At 59.4% G+C, this 15,617-nt stretch carries 12 protein-coding genes; 8 read left to right on the top strand and 4 right to left on the bottom strand.

Going from position 1 to position 15,617, the window contains the following annotated elements; all coding sequences use genetic code 11:
• Window positions 1–40: 40 nt before the first annotated feature.
• Together lepA and IRY30_RS07580 are read left to right on the top strand one after the other, a co-directional pair.
• Window positions 41–1,891, top strand: coding sequence for a translation elongation factor 4 (gene lepA, locus IRY30_RS07585; protein WP_194556819.1), 1,851 nt, complete (start codon window positions 41–43; stop codon window positions 1,889–1,891).
• A gap of 6 nt (window positions 1,892–1,897) precedes the next feature.
• Window positions 1,898–2,512: a hypothetical protein gene (locus tag IRY30_RS07580; protein ID WP_194556818.1), complete on the top strand. Its 615-nt coding sequence runs from the start codon at window positions 1,898–1,900 to the stop codon at window positions 2,510–2,512.
• On the opposite strand, the gene IRY30_RS07575 is transcribed toward IRY30_RS07580, so the two are convergent.
• The 3 genes from IRY30_RS07575 to IRY30_RS07565 form a co-directional block, all read right to left on the bottom strand.
• Window positions 2,509–3,270: a DUF2786 domain-containing protein gene (locus IRY30_RS07575; RefSeq protein WP_194556817.1), complete on the bottom strand. Its 762-nt coding sequence runs from the start codon at window positions 3,268–3,270 to the stop codon at window positions 2,509–2,511. The two genes, IRY30_RS07580 and IRY30_RS07575, sit on opposite strands and share 4 nt — an antisense overlap.
• A gap of 168 nt (window positions 3,271–3,438) precedes the next feature.
• Entirely contained in the window at window positions 3,439–4,122 is a 684-nt protein-coding gene (locus IRY30_RS07570) for an LppP/LprE family lipoprotein (protein WP_194556816.1), read from the bottom strand.
• Window positions 4,123–4,153: 31 nt separating this feature from the next.
• Window positions 4,154–5,197: a bile acid:sodium symporter family protein gene (locus IRY30_RS07565; RefSeq protein WP_194556815.1), complete on the bottom strand. Its 1,044-nt coding sequence runs from the start codon at window positions 5,195–5,197 to the stop codon at window positions 4,154–4,156.
• A gap of 157 nt (window positions 5,198–5,354) precedes the next feature.
• On the opposite strand from IRY30_RS07565, the gene IRY30_RS07560 reads away from it, so the two are divergent.
• The 4 genes from IRY30_RS07560 (at window position 5,355) to IRY30_RS07545 (ending at window position 9,627) form a co-directional block, all read left to right on the top strand.
• On the top strand, window positions 5,355–5,984 hold the full coding sequence (locus IRY30_RS07560; RefSeq protein ID WP_194556814.1) for a metallophosphoesterase: 630 nt from the start codon (window positions 5,355–5,357) through the stop codon (window positions 5,982–5,984).
• Window positions 5,985–6,110: 126 nt separating this feature from the next.
• Window positions 6,111–6,953 carry a serine hydrolase gene (locus tag IRY30_RS07555; protein WP_194556813.1) on the top strand — a complete coding sequence of 281 codons (843 nt, stop codon included), beginning with the start codon at window positions 6,111–6,113 and terminating at the stop codon, window positions 6,951–6,953.
• Window positions 6,954–7,066: 113 nt separating this feature from the next.
• On the top strand, window positions 7,067–7,831 hold the full coding sequence (locus IRY30_RS07550) for a hypothetical protein (RefSeq protein ID WP_194556812.1): 765 nt from the start codon (window positions 7,067–7,069) through the stop codon (window positions 7,829–7,831).
• Window positions 7,831–9,627, top strand: coding sequence for a thiamine pyrophosphate-binding protein (locus tag IRY30_RS07545; RefSeq protein WP_194556811.1), 1,797 nt, complete (start codon window positions 7,831–7,833; stop codon window positions 9,625–9,627). Before IRY30_RS07550 ends, IRY30_RS07545 begins: the two co-directional genes overlap by 1 nt.
• Window positions 9,628–9,642: 15 nt before the next feature.
• Here IRY30_RS07545 and IRY30_RS07540 read toward each other — a convergent pair whose 3' ends face one another.
• Window positions 9,643–12,150 carry a DEAD/DEAH box helicase gene (locus IRY30_RS07540; protein WP_309824654.1) on the bottom strand — a complete coding sequence of 836 codons (2,508 nt, stop codon included), beginning with the start codon at window positions 12,148–12,150 and terminating at the stop codon, window positions 9,643–9,645.
• Window positions 12,151–12,731: 581 nt separating this feature from the next.
• On the opposite strand from IRY30_RS07540, the gene IRY30_RS07535 reads away from it, so the two are divergent.
• The gene (locus IRY30_RS07535) at window positions 12,732–14,510 is read left to right on the top strand and encodes a BCCT family transporter (protein WP_309826303.1); all 1,779 of its coding nucleotides are present in this window, start codon (window positions 12,732–12,734) and stop codon (window positions 14,508–14,510) included.
• Between the two features lie 114 nt (window positions 14,511–14,624).
• Entirely contained in the window at window positions 14,625–15,482 is an 858-nt protein-coding gene (locus IRY30_RS07530; RefSeq protein ID WP_194556809.1) for a 3-hydroxybutyryl-CoA dehydrogenase, read from the top strand.
• The last annotated feature ends 135 nt before the right edge of the window (window positions 15,483–15,617 follow it).

Below are 15,617 nucleotides of genomic sequence, written 5' to 3'. Positions count from 1 at the left end.
GTTCAAGGTCACGTATCAATATCGAAGGGGTTTTCTACATATGGCAGTCAAGAAGCGAAATTACGCGGCGGACACGTTCACGGATCCAAGCCGAATTCGCAACTTCTGCATCATTGCCCACATCGATCACGGCAAGTCCACCCTCGCCGACCGAATCCTCCAGCTCTCTGGAGTGATCGAGGATCGCGACATGCGCGACCAGTACCTGGACAACATGGACATCGAGCGCGAGCGTGGCATCACCATCAAGGCGCAGAATGTGCGCCTGCCGTGGGTGCCCCGTTCCGGTAAGCATGAGGGCGAAGAGCTCATCATGCACCTCATTGATACCCCTGGTCACGTGGACTTTACCTACGAGGTCTCGCGCGCCCTTGAGGCGTGTGAGGGTGCGATTCTTCTTGTCGACGCCGCCCAGGGCATCGAAGCGCAAACCCTTGCGAACCTGTATTTGGCCATGGAGAAAGACCTGGAGATTATTCCGGTCTTGAACAAGATCGACCTGCCTTCGGCTGATCCCGATAAGTACTCTCTGGAGATCGCCCACATCATCGGTTGTGAGCCAGAGGACGTGTTGCGTGTCTCGGGCAAGACCGGTGAAGGGGTGCCGGAGCTGCTGGACCGCGTGTGTGAGCTGATCCCAACTCCAGTGGGAGATGCGGATGCGCCAGCTAGGGCCCTGATTTTCGACTCTGTGTATGACACCTACCGCGGCGTGGTCACCTACGTGCGCGTGATGGACGGCAAGCTGGAGCCGCGGCAGAAGATCCAGATGATGAGCACCGGCACGAACCACGAGACGCTGGAGATCGGTGTGGTTTCCCCGCAGCCGATGAAGTCCCAGGGCCTCAGCGTGGGCGAGGTGGGCTACATCATCACGGGCGTGAAGGATGTGCGACAGTCCAAGGTGGGTGACACCATCACCTGGGCTACCAACGGTGCGGAAACTCCGCTGCGTGGTTATGCGGAGCCCAATCCGATGGTCTACTCGGGCCTCTTCCCGATTTCTGCGGATCAGTACCCTGAGCTGCGCGAAGCGATCGAAAAGTTGCAGCTCAACGATGCGTCGCTGACCTTTGAGCCCGAGACCTCCGTGGCGCTGGGCTTTGGATTCCGCTGTGGCTTCCTGGGATTGCTGCACATGGAGATCACCCGCACCCGATTGGAGCGAGAGTTTGACCTGGATCTGATCTCCACGGCACCGAGCGTGGTCTACCGCGTGGTGTCCGAGGACGGATCCGAGCTCACCGTGCGCAACCCTTCGGATTGGCCGGGCGGCAAGATCCGCGAGGTCTATGAGCCGATGGTGAAGATGACCGTGATCGTCCCTTCCGAATTCCTCGGCCCCACCATGGAACTGTGCCAGTCCAAGCGCGGCCAGATGGGTGGTATGGATTACCTGTCCGAGGATCGCGTGGAGCTGCGCTACACCATGCCCCTGGGCGAGATCATCTTCGACTTCTTCGATCAGCTGAAGTCCCGCACCAAGGGTTATGCCTCCCTGAACTACGAGGAGAGCGGCGATCAGCTGGCTGACCTGGTGAAGGTGGACATCCTCCTGCAGGGCGAGCCAGTGGATGCGTTCTCCGCCATTGTGCACCGGGATAATGCCCAGTGGTACGGCAACAAGATGACCGTGAAGCTGAAGGAATTGATCCCTCGTCAGCAGTTTGAGGTGCCAATCCAGGCTGCCATCGGTGCGAAGATCATTGCCCGCGAGAACATCCGTGCCCTACGTAAGGACGTGCTGGCGAAGTGCTACGGCGGCGATATCAGCCGTAAGCGTAAGCTGCTGGAAAAGCAGAAAGAGGGAAAGAAGCGCATGAAGTCCATCGGCAGTGTTTCGGTGCCGCAGGAGGCTTTCGTGGCTGCGCTTTCCACGGATGCGGACTAGTGACCCATGAGCTACCAGCATCCATACGGGAATAATCCCCAGTGGCAGCACCAGCCGGCACCCGCCGCTGATCTGCAACGCGCCTATGATTCGGCCCTTGCCGCATGGATGCCGCTCAACACTCCGCCGGTGCAGCTGAGCTCGAATAACCCTCAGCAGCAGTACATCCAGGTGCTCAATCAGCAGCGCCTGCAGCGCTTGCAGAAATATCGTCCCACCCCCGCCAAGAAAATCGCTTCCTGGATTGCCCTTGGTCTGGGAGGGTTGATGGCCGTCTCCGTTTTCCTTCCCAATGACGACGTCAATGCGCTGCACGGCGTGATCATCAGCCTGTGCACCACGGTGTTTTTCGCTCTCCCCAGCGGATACTGGCTCTGGCGAAACAAGCAAGACCAAGCCAAGATCACCCAGTGGATGCAGGCCAACGGAGCTTATCGGCGAGATCTCAGCATGATGCACAACAATGATCTGGCGCTCTTTGCAGACCCCGAGCAGCTACCCGAAATCCCGCAGCGTCACTGGTGGGTCATCTGGTTGGTGGTCGCGGTGGCAGTTGTGGTCATTGGCCAGCTCAGTCCAGACACGGTGCAGCCCACGCCCGCGCTAGACACCACTCCCTAGCCAGTTGCGCGACCAGTAGCCCCTTGGGGCAGGGCTCCCCGCGCATTGCTCATGCGAGTCTGCCCGAGATCCATATTCTTCCCCTCTTGCGCACCGTGCTCGAAGCTCAGCGGGTCGATTCTTCTCCGCGAACCCCTGCTGCGGCGCAAGTGCGGGAAATGCTCCAGCGCCAACTCCGCTGCCAGGTCCCGATCCTGCTGCAACACCACCTCGCCGGAACGCTGCACACCGTTGTCTGCCTGCGCGTATTCCGGCGCGTGCTCAGCCTCAATGCTGCGCAAGCGCGCGGTGATCTCGGAAACAAAGCCGGTCATCCAGCTGCGTTTGCGTGTGGTCAGGGAGATATTTTCATCAGGCCACATGTCCGTCATCGTGGTGGCTCCCGCGATCATCGCGGGAGAGAGAAACCCGTAGAGCAGCACCGCTCGCTCCACATGGTGCGGACGCCCAAAAAGCACCGCCTTGGACACCTTGGAACTGCGCGGCAACTTAAACATCACCACCTGGCAATGCAGCACCGTACCCAGCGCATTGAGCAGCATGAATTGCATATCCGTATACGTGCCCGTCAGCTGCGTTTCCCGATGAACAACCCGCGCTTCTTCCCCCGCGCTCAGCTGCGCTTCATCCACCCCGTACTGCGCCATGAGCTCAAAAGCCTTGACCCGAAACGCATCCCCCTCCGGGGAGCCTTCGCGATCCGCCGCCATAGCCAGCAGCTTTTCCACTTTGAGCTTTATTGAGTCTAAATTCGCCATCCCCGCCCCTGTATCTTCTTCGTGCTCAGCAAGCCATTTCTTCCCCGACGCCACGCTGCATTCAACGTGCGGAACTGACGTTAACAAATGCTCAAGACGGGCTGGGGGAGGGAGGCGTCGATCAATAATCTTTATCCACAGCCCAGTGACCTGTGGATAAAGGTCGGATTACTCGCCGGGGACGTTGCCGATCATCTGGACTTGATCGCCATCCCAGTGGTACGTGACGTCCTTGGTGTAATTGCCGGACTCAGCGTTTGGAGCGCCGGCAGCCCGCTGTGCCCACCAGTCTTTATAGGTGACGGTGAGTGAATCATCGCTGATGTTGTGCACGCTGATGTGCTGCAGGGAGCGATCGCTGCCCACGCCCAGGTACTCGCCCTTGTGGAACAGCATGAGTTGACGCGCAAACTGCCCGTTGCCCTGCGGCATCTGATCGACGCTGGCATAACTGAGGTCTGCGCAAGGATCGTAATTGGAGTCACCGTTGTATTCCCAGTGCATGCCGCTGACTTCCCCCAAGGGGACTTCCGAGATGTTCTGGTAGATCTCCTCGGCAGAGGTGTCCACGCCACAGTTGGAGGCGGGAGCGGTGGATTCTGTGGTGGATTCCGTTGGAGAGGCCTGCGCAGTGGTCGGGTTCGGCTTGCGGCCAGAGTTGGTCTGGCCAGCAGAAGGGTCCGCTGCAGGAGAATCGGATTGCGACGCGGTCTCGGCAGTGGTGGATTCCGATTCTGAACTGAGGAAATCGGGGACCACACTGCAGGCTGATGTGGAGGTGAGAACCGCGAAACTCGCCAAGATGGCACTGGCGCGAGCGAGATTGGTGCGAGAAAACGGGGTGACGTTCATACTTGGTATCGTTCCACACTTCATAGCGGATTTAGGTCGCAACTGGGGAGGGATCCTCGTGCTGCTGTGGGGGAGCTGTTGTCAATCCATTTTTGGCATCGATCCTGCGCATGAGGAAGGCAAACAACGCGCCCGAAATGTTATGCCACACTGCGGCGACTGCACCGGGAATGGCTGCCTCGGCTGACCAGTATTTGCCTGACATGCCAGAGGCGAGCCCAGCAGATTGTGTAGCGACCTCGATGGCTGTGGTGCGTGCGACCGGGATGCTGAAGCCGAACATTTTTGCTGCTAGGTAACTGAGTGCGTAACCGATGAGGTTGTGCAGAATCACTGCCACGACCACGAGTAGGCCGACAGACAATAAGGTTTCGGAGGATTTGGCGACCGCGGGAAAGACCACTCCGCCGATCGCCACGATGGACAACCAGGGGAGGATCGGCAGGACTAGTGTGACGAATCGATCGAAAACCACGCGAACAATCAGGCCCGCGATGACGGGCAATAATACGGTTTGCACGAGTGACCATGCCATCGAGGTTCCGTTGACGGGGGTTTCTTCACCCGCGAGAAGCAGCATGATGATGGGTGTGACCAGGGGAGAAAGTAGTGTCGACACGCTGGTCATGGTCACGGAAAGGGCCACGTCACCGCGGGCGAGATAGGACACCACATTTGAGGTGGTGCCGCCGGGGACGGAGCCAAGCATCAAGAGGCCGATGGCCAACATTGGATTAAGCCCCAATAGTTTCGCCACGAACACCGCACCCAGCGGCATGATCACGAACTGCGCAATCACGCCGATGATGATTGGCAGGGGACGGCGGATAACCAGCGTGAAATCTGGGAGCGTTAAGGTCAACCCCATGCACAGCATGATGATGGCGATCATCACAGAGATGTGTTCGGCCAAAGGCAGGAACGGGGCGGGCGCAAACAGGGCAACGATTGCACCAAGAAGAATGAACGCTGGGAATGCGAAGACCGCAATGCGGGCGGATCTCTCTTCTCGGGCGGATGCCGATGACGGCTGGGGTGCGGATGATCCGGAAGATTTGTTCGCGTGAGACGTCATGTAACTCAATATATGGGATCACCATCCTAAGGAATGAACTCTGGGTGGCTGGGAGGGGCAGGCGACGTTTTCACTAAGCTGGAAATGTATTGCGCAGAGACAGTGTCTCGAGCTGCGAGTAGCTGCCCATCTTTGGTAGCTGGTGAAGGAGAAAAGCATGGCGACCACTTGGTTCACGAGCGACCTGCATCTAGGCCACCCGTTTATCGCGGAACTACGAGGATTTGCTGAGGTAGAGGAACACGATCGGGTGATCCTGGATAACCTGGCCAAGAGCTTGAACAGTGGTGATGAACTCTGGGTATTGGGGGATATTTCCAGCGGTTGGGAACCGCAGGAAGAGCGGGCATTGAATCAACTAGCGGAGCTTTTCGCCCAGTTCAGGGGCGGTGCGGATCCTCTGCGCGCCTACTTGATCAGCGGAAATCATGATTCATCGCACCCACTGCACGAGTGGGCTTACACCAGGCAGCCTCGGTTCCTGGAAGTATTTGATGCAGTTCAAGAGCGCCAAGTCATGCACTGGCAGGATCCGCAGGGAGAAGATCGCGAAGTGTGGTTGAGCCATTTTCCCCGGCCGGGGTATGAGCACGCGGGGATGGAATCCCGGTTTGATGAACTGCGGCTCAACGTGCCCTATCTATTGCATGGACATTTGCATTCCTCTGCGCCAGTGACAGCTCCCGGGCAGGTGGACATGGGCGTGGAAGCGTGGGGCCTAGCACCTGTGAAGCAGGAAGAAGTCATGGCAACACTCTGGGAAAGCACGCGAAAGAAAGCTGGATAATCCTGGGAGTAGGTTAAGATTCCCTACTAATCGTTATATTTCATCCTGGTGAACCGGAGATTTCCCATGCAACTCGGCAGCTTAACTACACGTGCGCGCTTTTTCACTCGCTTCTCGGTGAGCGCGATGTTGGCTGTATCCGTGGTCTTCGGATCCACCGCAGCTGCCCAGGCGCAGGTCGCACCTCCTGCGCTCCCAGCACTCCCAGAGCTACCTAACTTCGCTGAACTCAGTGGTCAGCAGACTTTGCCGGACCCCGACCAGCTCTTGAATGATGTGCCTCTGCCTCCCGGTGTGCAGTTGCCGGAGATCCCAGGGGTTAACCTCCCGGGCCAGGAGAGTGCTCCTGCTCAGCAGGGTGATGTCATGCTCACCAACGTGCCTTCCCGCACTTCGTTTGCCGCCATTAAGCCATGGGGCATCGTGCAGACCCCGAACGCCAATGAATCCCGCCCAGGGCTGTCCATCGTAAAGCTGTACCTAGCTGATTACGTGCTGCGCCATGGCGACCATTCCGAGCGCGAACGGGAGCTATCCGAGCGAATGATTCGTCTGTCTGATGACAACGCAGCCACCATCCTGGACAAGAAGTACCCGGACGGCATCAATGCCGTGGCTCGCGAATACGGCCTGGGTAACACGTGGAGGGGTTCACGCTGGGGCTTGTCCTACACCTCTGCGCTAGACACCGCCCGCTACCTGGACAAGGTGAGCAAGTCGCGTCCTGATTCCCTGATTCTCCGCTGGATGCGCACGGCCGCTCCAGAGGCGGCAGATGGAACTCGCCAGAACTGGGGCACTTCGCACCTTCCCGGCGTGACCGGCAGCAAGTGGGGCTGGTCTGATTACGGAGACCAGACGGTCGCATCGGCGTCGATTGGAAGCAACTACACCGCAGCCGCCTTCACTTTCGGTGGGCCAGCAGCCCAAAACGCCGATGTGGAACGCGCTGGCGAGCACCTGCAATAAAGGTTTAAAACTTCCGAAAAGACCACGTTACGCACTGATTTACGCACGCCTCGCCCCACCAGCGAGGCGTGTTGGCGTATCTGCTGGCAGAGAAAATAGGGGATACTTTTCACATGAGCGACAAGGACAAGGATCAATTTCCGCATCAGCGTAACCCGTGGGATGTGGACGGCGACTACGAGGACGATCAGCCCACGCAGATTTTTGAGCGCCAAGATGGCGACCGCACTGGAGATTATTCTGCGCAGCGCGATCAGTACAACCAGCCCGAGCAGGATCATTATGATCCCAACGGCCCGAAGCCACCTGAGTACCACCGGGCGGAGGAGTTCCAGCAGTACCCGGCTTATGGCCAGGCAGGGCAGGATCAGCCCTACCAGCAGCAGTACCCGGACCAGTACCCAGACCAGTACGGTCAGCAATACTCGGACCAGTACCCACCACAGGTGCCTCCTGCTGGTTCCGCGTCCTGCCCCGCACCTGGCCAAGTACCCCGCCAGGCATCCCGTCCCGAGCCACGCAAGAATGGTGGCCGAGCCGCCGCATGGATCCTGGCCATCATCGTGATCGCCCTGGCTTTGGGTCTGCTGCTGCTGTTTCTCAAGTCCACCGGCGATTCTGACTCCCGCGATTCCAGCACGTCCCGCACCTCGACCACCACCACAACCACCACGCCAAGTACCTCGAGCACCCCGCCCACCACCGCGCCAACACCTCAGACGCAAACCCCGGACACACAGCTGCCCACCCCACCTTCAATTCCCACGCTGCCTACCCTGCCTACCTTCGAAACCCCCACCTTCGAGCTGCCCAATCCGGATGAACTCCCCACCATCCCGGATTTCCAACTCCCTACCGAGGATTTCCTGAACCGCTAATGACTGCTCCCATTCGCAGCGTTTCCCATGCGCTAGCCCAAGAAATCCACCGTCGCGATGCTCACACGTATGGCGTGGTGGGTAACGGAAACATCCACCTCGTGAGTGAGCTTTGCAATGAGGGCGCGGGCTACACCGGCATGCGGCACGAAGCGGGCGCAGTGGCTGCGGCGGATGCGCATTATCGTTCCACCGGCCGCGTGGCTGTGGCCACCACCACCTATGGCCCGGGTTTCACCAACTCTTTGACCCCTTTGTCGGAGGCCCTAGCCGCGCGCATTCCCTTGGTGTACGTGGCAGGTATAGAGCCTTTTATCGACGCCAAACCCGCCCCTCGCGCCATGGATGTAGACACCTTGGGGGTGCTCAAGGCCCTGCGAGTGCGCACGATCATCGCGGACCCGGCAACAGCAGGCACGGCAATTTATTCTGCGTTCGAGTTTGCGCAGGATGCTCGTCAGCCCGTGGTGGTGGCAGTTCCTCACAACGTGGTGGATGCCCCACTGGAGTCGAGCCCTGACGAAGATGGCGCGCATGAGGTCAACGTCTCCACCATCATGACCCCGCTTGCTGGCGCCGATCTGGAAAACCCTCGTGATCCGGAGAGCTCAAGTGACCCGGTGAAGGCCGCTGCGCAAGGGATTATCGAGGCGCTACGCGCGGCTCAACGGCCGCTGATTTTGGTGGGCCGGGGAGTGGTGGATTCCCGCACTGAAGCCCAGGCCCAGCAGCTGGGAGATGAGCTTGGCGCGCTTTTCGCAACCAGTGCGATGGCCAGGAATGCCGTGGATCCTCATTGGAACTTGGGAGTGTGCGGAGGCTTCGCCCACCGCGGTCGGCTGTCTACCTTTCAGGATGCTGATGTGGTTCTGGTGCTGGGTGCGAGCATGAACCTGCTGCAGATGCGCAAGGGCACGATTCTCCACCCAGAAGCGCGGATCATTCGGGTGGATTGGGATCCAGCACCGGATGCCACGCCTTTGAAGCAACCCTTCATCCCGGTGGATGAGCTGCACAGCATTCCCCTGGAGCAGTTGTTGCCGGCCATGCTTCTAGAGCTGGCAGAATCCCGCGAAGATCAGGCGCAGGTGGAAGGCCAGGACTCAACTGGCCTTGCCGAAGCAGGACCCCGCAGCACGTGGCGGGAAAGCATCGGTGAGCTACCGGAAGCTGAGAGAGAGGATCTGGATCCGGGTTGTTTCGCGCAGCGCGGGGAAGACGGATTGTTGGATCCCCGGTACGTGCTGCGTCAGCTCGATGAGCTGTTGCCTGCGGAACGCAGTGTGGTGACGGATGGCGGGCACTTCCTGGGCTGGGTACCCAAGTACCTGCAGTGTCCAGACCCGCGAGGCACCGTGTTGGTGGGAGGTGCCGTGATGACCATCGGGCTGGGGCTTGCCAGCGCAACTGGCGTGGCGGTAGCCCGACCTGATCGTTTTACTGCGCTGATCAGTGGTGATGGCGGAACGCAGATGGCCTTGGCGGATCTGGGGCCGTTCTTTGCCGCCGCCCACGGTGCCGGTGGCGCGTTGGTCGTGATGAATGACTCTGCGTATGGAGCCGAGGTGCATCAGTATGCGCCGAAGGGACTCGCAGCCGACCCCATGCTGTTGCCTAACGTGAACTTCGCGGAAATGGGCCGAGCGTTCGGCGTGGATGGTCTGCGAGTCACCGAGCCCGAGCAGTTGCTTCCCGGGGGAGACGTGGCGCGCTTCCTCGAGGCGCATCACGGCACCGCGTGCATCCTCGACGTGCAGATCAGCCGCCTGCCGGTGGCCGATTTCCTCAAGGAATAAGCCCAGCTAGTCCCGCTAGAGCTTCTCCGGCTCCCCAATGCGGGCGCGTTCGGACGCGATGACCTGATCAATCAGGGCCGCCTCGGAAACATCCACTGCTTCAGGCGTGGAATCGGCAGTCACGGAATCCCTGGCAAAGCGATCAAACAATGCCCGTTTGCTCTCCAGCATCTCCACGAGGCGCTCCTCCATTGAGTGCGGAGTAAGCAACCGGTGGACTTCCACGGTGTTGATTTGCCCCATCCGGTGGGCACGCGCGATGGCCTGTGCCTCGGTGGCCGGGTTCAGCTGTGGCTCAAACAAGATGATGCGGTTGGCTGCCTGGATGTTCAAACCCTCGCTAGCAGCGGTGATCTGACACACCAGCACCGCGCCGGGTTCGGCGGCGCTGAACGCGTCCACTGCTTGTTGCCGTTCCTCGTGGCTCACTCCGCCGGCAATCGGGCCGTAGGCCCGGCCACCCAGTGTGCTCAAGAGATCATCCAGGACAGAGCGGAAGAACGTGAAAATAATGGTCTTGCCCGCCTCAGCGCCATCATCCAGCAACTCCGTCACGCGCTCCATTTTCGCGGACGTCGCGCCAGAGAATGCTTGGCGCATGTCCATGAAATGTGCCCGACGCACCGCGTCTTCGTACTTCTCCACATCATCGGGCTTGGGCTCCACCCACTCTTCAACCTCCAAGAGGGGAGGAAGCTCGTTCAGCACATCGACCTGGTTGCGTCGCAAATAAATTCCTGCGATGGCCTGCTGAAACTCGCTCGGCTTGCCGCGCACCTTATCCAGTTCAGCGGGGATCTCCTGGTTGAGGTAGCCCAGCAGCACCTCGAACTCGGATACCCGGTTTTCCAGAGGCGTGCCGGTCAGATACACCACGTAATCCGCGTGGCCGGTGAGCGCGAACACGCCCTGGGATTGTTGAGAATCGCGGTTTTTGGCACGGTGAGCCTCGTCCACCACCAGGATGTCCAGGCCCACTCCGAGGGAATCGCCCAGCATCTTGCCCGCACGGGTCTCCGGGTAGCCCGCGATTGCCACCCCACCCTTCTGCTTCCACGCCTCGAGCTGCACGTCCTTATCCGCACCATGAATCAGAAAGGTGCTCAGATCGGTAAACTTACCGATCTCTCGCTGCCAGTTGATGCGCAACGAAGGCGGGCACACCACCAGCGCGTGCCGCTTATCTTCGGCGGCCAGGTGAGCGAACACTGCCAGCGCCTGCATGGTCTTGCCCAGCCCCATTTCATCGCCGATGAGCACCTTGTGCTGCGCGAGGATGAACTTGGAACCAAACGCCTGATAGCCACGCAGCGAGGCGTGAACCGTACCCCGCAGCGTGATATCCGCAATCCGCTCTGCCACCTCCGGCGGCACCTGCGAACCGGATTCCGAATCCCCAAACGCATGAAACTCCGCGGCGCGAACAGCGTAGAGATTCCAGGCCTCCTCGCTCTCAATCCGCCGGTGCGGACGCTGAAAATTACCGCCCGTGATCAGGTCATTGACCCCAGCCACGGCAACCATCGTCCCCTGCGGAACGGGCGAAAGCTGCAGCGGGCTCACCGGCAGATCCCGCAGGTTATCGCGGTAAGTCAACAGGTTCGCCAGCGCGGTCACGTATTCCGTGCAGGGCACTTTGTCCTGATAATTGATGATGGGATGCTGACTGTTGATCACATCGGCCGAGTAGGACCTGGCCGCCGCAATCGCCTGGTTGGCCGTCTTCTCACCGACCCCATCGATCTTCATGAGCTCCGACGCCGACGCCCCCGCAATCGCTGGGATCCCCAAATGCGCCAGCTGATTCAAACGAACGCGCCCATCGGTGATCGCATCCAGGACGGAGACATCTGTGCGCTGCAATTCGGCCTGGGCCTGCTGGGTATTCAAGACATGCGCTGCCTTGTTCACCGCGGCTTCCAGGGCTCGCTCGGTCTCGTGTGCTGCCTGGATGGACCCCACTGCTTCCACATGGCGGTTCACTTGCTCGGAATCAACCCATGTCACTGGCCAACCGGTGAGGCGCACCAGATCCGCTTCGATCTGCCCCTGAAAATTCTTCGGATTGAGGTAAATGAACTCATTGCGATCAGTGGAACCGAGCGCGGCATCAATCCCGGAGAGGATGGAGTGAATCGTGGTGGTATCTACCGAGAGCATCCAAGAGACAATTTGCTCGCCTTCTACTGGCCGGGAAGAAAACAACTTGCGGAAGCCCCGGTATCCCGTGGTTTGCCGGGCCATTTCGGCCTGGGATTCAAACTGCGCCAGCACAGGAAGTTGGATGCCCAGGAGATCAGTGCGCAGCTGGCCGAAGTTCACCGCCTGGAATTGTGCCAGGTAGGCAGCAGTCTGGATTGTCTGCGGGAAGGCAAACACGCGGGCATCGTCATCGCTGCCGATCGTGGGGGCGAAGCCACCATTGCTGATGGTATCTAAACGCCATTGCGTGGCATCGCGGTGCTGGATAGCGCCGCGGACATCGCTGATGAGGCGTTCCAGGGTAGTTGCGTCAAGGCTCACCAGGGACACATTACTGAATGGCCGGACACGCATGAGGTTTTCTGCGCCCGATTGTCTCTCTGACTCCAGACACACCTAACCCCCAGGTCCATTCGGAGCCCGGGGGATCAGTGCTGACGTTTCAAGAGGAGAGAATGACCGTTCGTAAATGGTGTCCTTTCTGTTGACCAGTGATCACTAATTTAGATCCCCAAGATTGAAAGAAGCTGTGTTCGATCTGCCAGGTCTGTACTGGTTGGCTTGAAGCTCAACCCCCAGCAGCATGGGCAAATCCTTAAAGCGGGAAACTTGCAGAATCTGGAATTGTCCTGCCCTCCGCGTAGGGTGGCCAAGTACGTTGGAATTTTCACTGTCATGAATCTGGCTTGCATGTCAGCTCCAATATGGGGTGGGTATAGCCAGGTCACGCGGGAAAATTCCTCAGAAAATTTCCTGAGAAAGGATGTTGGTTCACCGTGGGCATACAAGCGCCTGGGACCACACCAGATAATTCTTCAGACCACTCCACCGCTGGGTCACAAGCCCATGCGGTTGAGGGTGGCGTCGAAAACAAAAAGAAAAACGGCAAGGTTGACCCGCTCATCTTCGGGCTTTCGGCCGGATTCATCCTGTTGTTCGTTGCCTTAACCACCTTGCTGCCGGAGCAATCCGCCACGGTGTTGGGCAAAGGTTCAGGATGGCTGCTGACCAACCTCAACTGGCTGTACGTGGGAGGTGTCTCGCTGGCGTTCATCTTCCTGATTTTCTTGTTCATCTCGGGATACGGCCGGATGAGACTGGGTCAGGATGGCGAGCGCCCGGAACACTCCACCGCCTCGTGGTTCGCCATGCTTTTTGCAGGTGGCTTGGGTTCCGTGCTGATGTTCTGGGGTGTGGCAGAACCGCTGAACCACATGACCAATGTGCCGATGCAAGATGTGGAGCCCGGCAGCCTGGAGGCCATCCGGGAGGCCATGGGATTCACCATGTTCCACTTCGGCCTGCACATGTGGGTGATCTTCGCGCTACCTGGTTTGGGCATGGGCTACTTCATCTACAAGCGCAACCTGCCACCGCGGGTTTCCTCCATCTTCTCGCCACTGCTCGGCGGCGCAATTTACCGCTGGCCCGGCAAACTCATTGACGCGCTGGCCATTATCGGCACGGTCTTCGGCATTGCCGTGTCCGTGGGCATGGGCGTGCTGCAGATTAATGCTGGCTTGGCCAAGGTGTTTGGTGCGCCGACCGTGGCGTGGGTGCAGCTCATCGTCATCGCCGTGATCGTGTTTGTGGCGTGCTTGTCCGTGGCCGCTGGTCTGGAAAAGGGCATTAAGCTGCTCTCCAATATCAACGTGATCATGGCTGCAGCGCTCATGCTGTTCGTGCTGGCGGTGGGGCCAACCCTCTTCCTGCTCCGCGGCACGTTGGACTCCGTGTCCATCTACGCGGAATGGCTACCCAAGCTGATGTTCTGGTCAGATTCCCTGGAAGTTAATCCGGGATGGCAGGGCAAGTGGACAGTGTTCTACTTCGCATGGACCATTTGCTGGTCTCCATTCATGGGCATGTTCGCCGCCCGCATTTCCCGCGGCCGTACGGTCCGCGAGTTCATCGGTGGCGTGCTGCTGCTACCCACGTTCTTCACCGTGATCTGGTTCTCCATCTTCGGTTTTGCTGGCCTGCACATTGAGCGGGAAAACCCCGGCGCACTGACCGGCCCCGTGGTGCATGAGGGTGATACCGCCTTCGCGCTGTTCGGGTTCCTGGATTACTTCCCGCTCAGCACGTTCACCAGCATCTTCGCGCTGGTTGTGGTGGCAATCTTCTTCATCACCTCTATTGACTCCGCGGCGCTGATCAACGACATGTTTGCTGCCGGTGAGGAAGACAAGACCCCCACCATCTACCGCGTGGGCTGGGCAATCGCCATCGGTGCGGTGGCCGGCGCGATCCTGGTGATGGCGCCCGATGCGGGCATCACGGCACTGCAGGAGACGGTGATCATCGTGGGATTCCCGTTCTTCCTGGTCTTCTTCGTGATGATGTATTCCCTGGTGAGGGGAATGTCCGACGACATGCAGTACCACCCAGAACCCTCGACCCGCCAGTGGGACAAGACAGACTCCGCTGAAAAGCTGGAGCTGCATGAGGCCAAGCCCGCCCCTGGCTACGACGAGCACGGCAACGAGCTGCCCGGTGTGACCTATGACGAACAAGGAAATCTGGTGATCCCCGGCAACGTGGTGATCGCCGGAGACCTGGGCGTGCAGGGATCCATGGGTGAGGTGGCGCAAGATTACGAGGTTGAGCACTCGGAATCAGCTGCGAACAAAGTGACCGAGGGGGAAGCGAACAACCCTTCTTCTTCCGACGCCAAATAGCAGCTCTCAATGTAGTTCCCCCTCCTGGATCGGAGGGGGAACTGTGACGTGGCCAGTCCCACACAGTTAGGCTGGAAAGAGGTACATCACATCCCCAACAAATTAGGAGTGACAATGGTTCAGCGCGTAGGCATTATCGGTGCAGGTCTGATGGGTTCCGGAATCGCAGAAGTGGCTGCCAAGGCTGGCAGCGACGTTCTCATCTGGGAAGCCAAGCAGGAGTTTGCGGATGCAGGCAAGTCCCGGATTGAGAAGTCCCTGAGCAAGGCCGTGGATCGCGGCAAGCTCAGCGCGGAAGATCGCGAAGCTGCCTTGGGCCGCCTCACCTTCACCACCGAACTGGAAGATTTCGCTGACCGCGAGATCGTCATCGAAGCAATCGTGGAGAACGAGGACATCAAGAAGGACGTGTTCTCCAAGCTGGATAAGATCGTCACCGATCCCAAGGCAGCCCTGTGCTCCAACACGTCTTCACTGCCAATCCAGACCATCGCGTCCGCGACGGAGAACCCAGGTCGCGTGATCGGCCTGCACTTCTTCAACCCAGTGCCAGTGCTGCCACTGGTGGAGGTCATCCCCGCTCTGACCACCGATGAGGACGTCATCGAGCGCGCGGAGACCTACGCCACCGAGGCGCTGGGCAAGACCGCAGTCCGCGCCAAGGATCGCTCCGGCTTCATCGTCAACTTCCTGCTGGTGCCGTACATGCTCTCCGCAGTGCGCATGGTGGAGCAGGGTGTGGCAACCCCAGAGGACATCGATACCGGCATGAAGCTGGGTGCTTCTCACCCAATGGGTCCATTGACCCTGGCAGACATGGTCGGCTTGGATACCTGTGCGTTCATCGCAGACGTGATGTACAAGGAGTACGGAGATCCTTCCTACGCCTGCCCACCACTGCTGCGCCGCATGGTCACCGCTGGCCACACCGGTCGCAAGTCCGGCAAGGGCTTCTACGACTACAGCAAGTAGTCCACCGGCTGCCTTCTCAAGGCGGTTGGCTGGCAGTTCCCAGCGAACTGCCAGCAGACCTGGCGAATTTTTCGCTAGGATCGAAAAAGTAAGTTCCCACCGCGGGGACACAGACCTCAAAGATTGATCGCAGGT

Source organism: Corynebacterium suicordis DSM 45110 (assembly GCF_015351405.1).
In the GTDB taxonomy this organism is placed as follows: Bacteria; Actinomycetota; Actinomycetes; order Mycobacteriales; family Mycobacteriaceae; genus Corynebacterium; species Corynebacterium suicordis.
The sequence above is the reverse complement of the archived record's forward strand: the minus strand, read 5'-3'. Positions and strand labels throughout refer to the sequence as shown.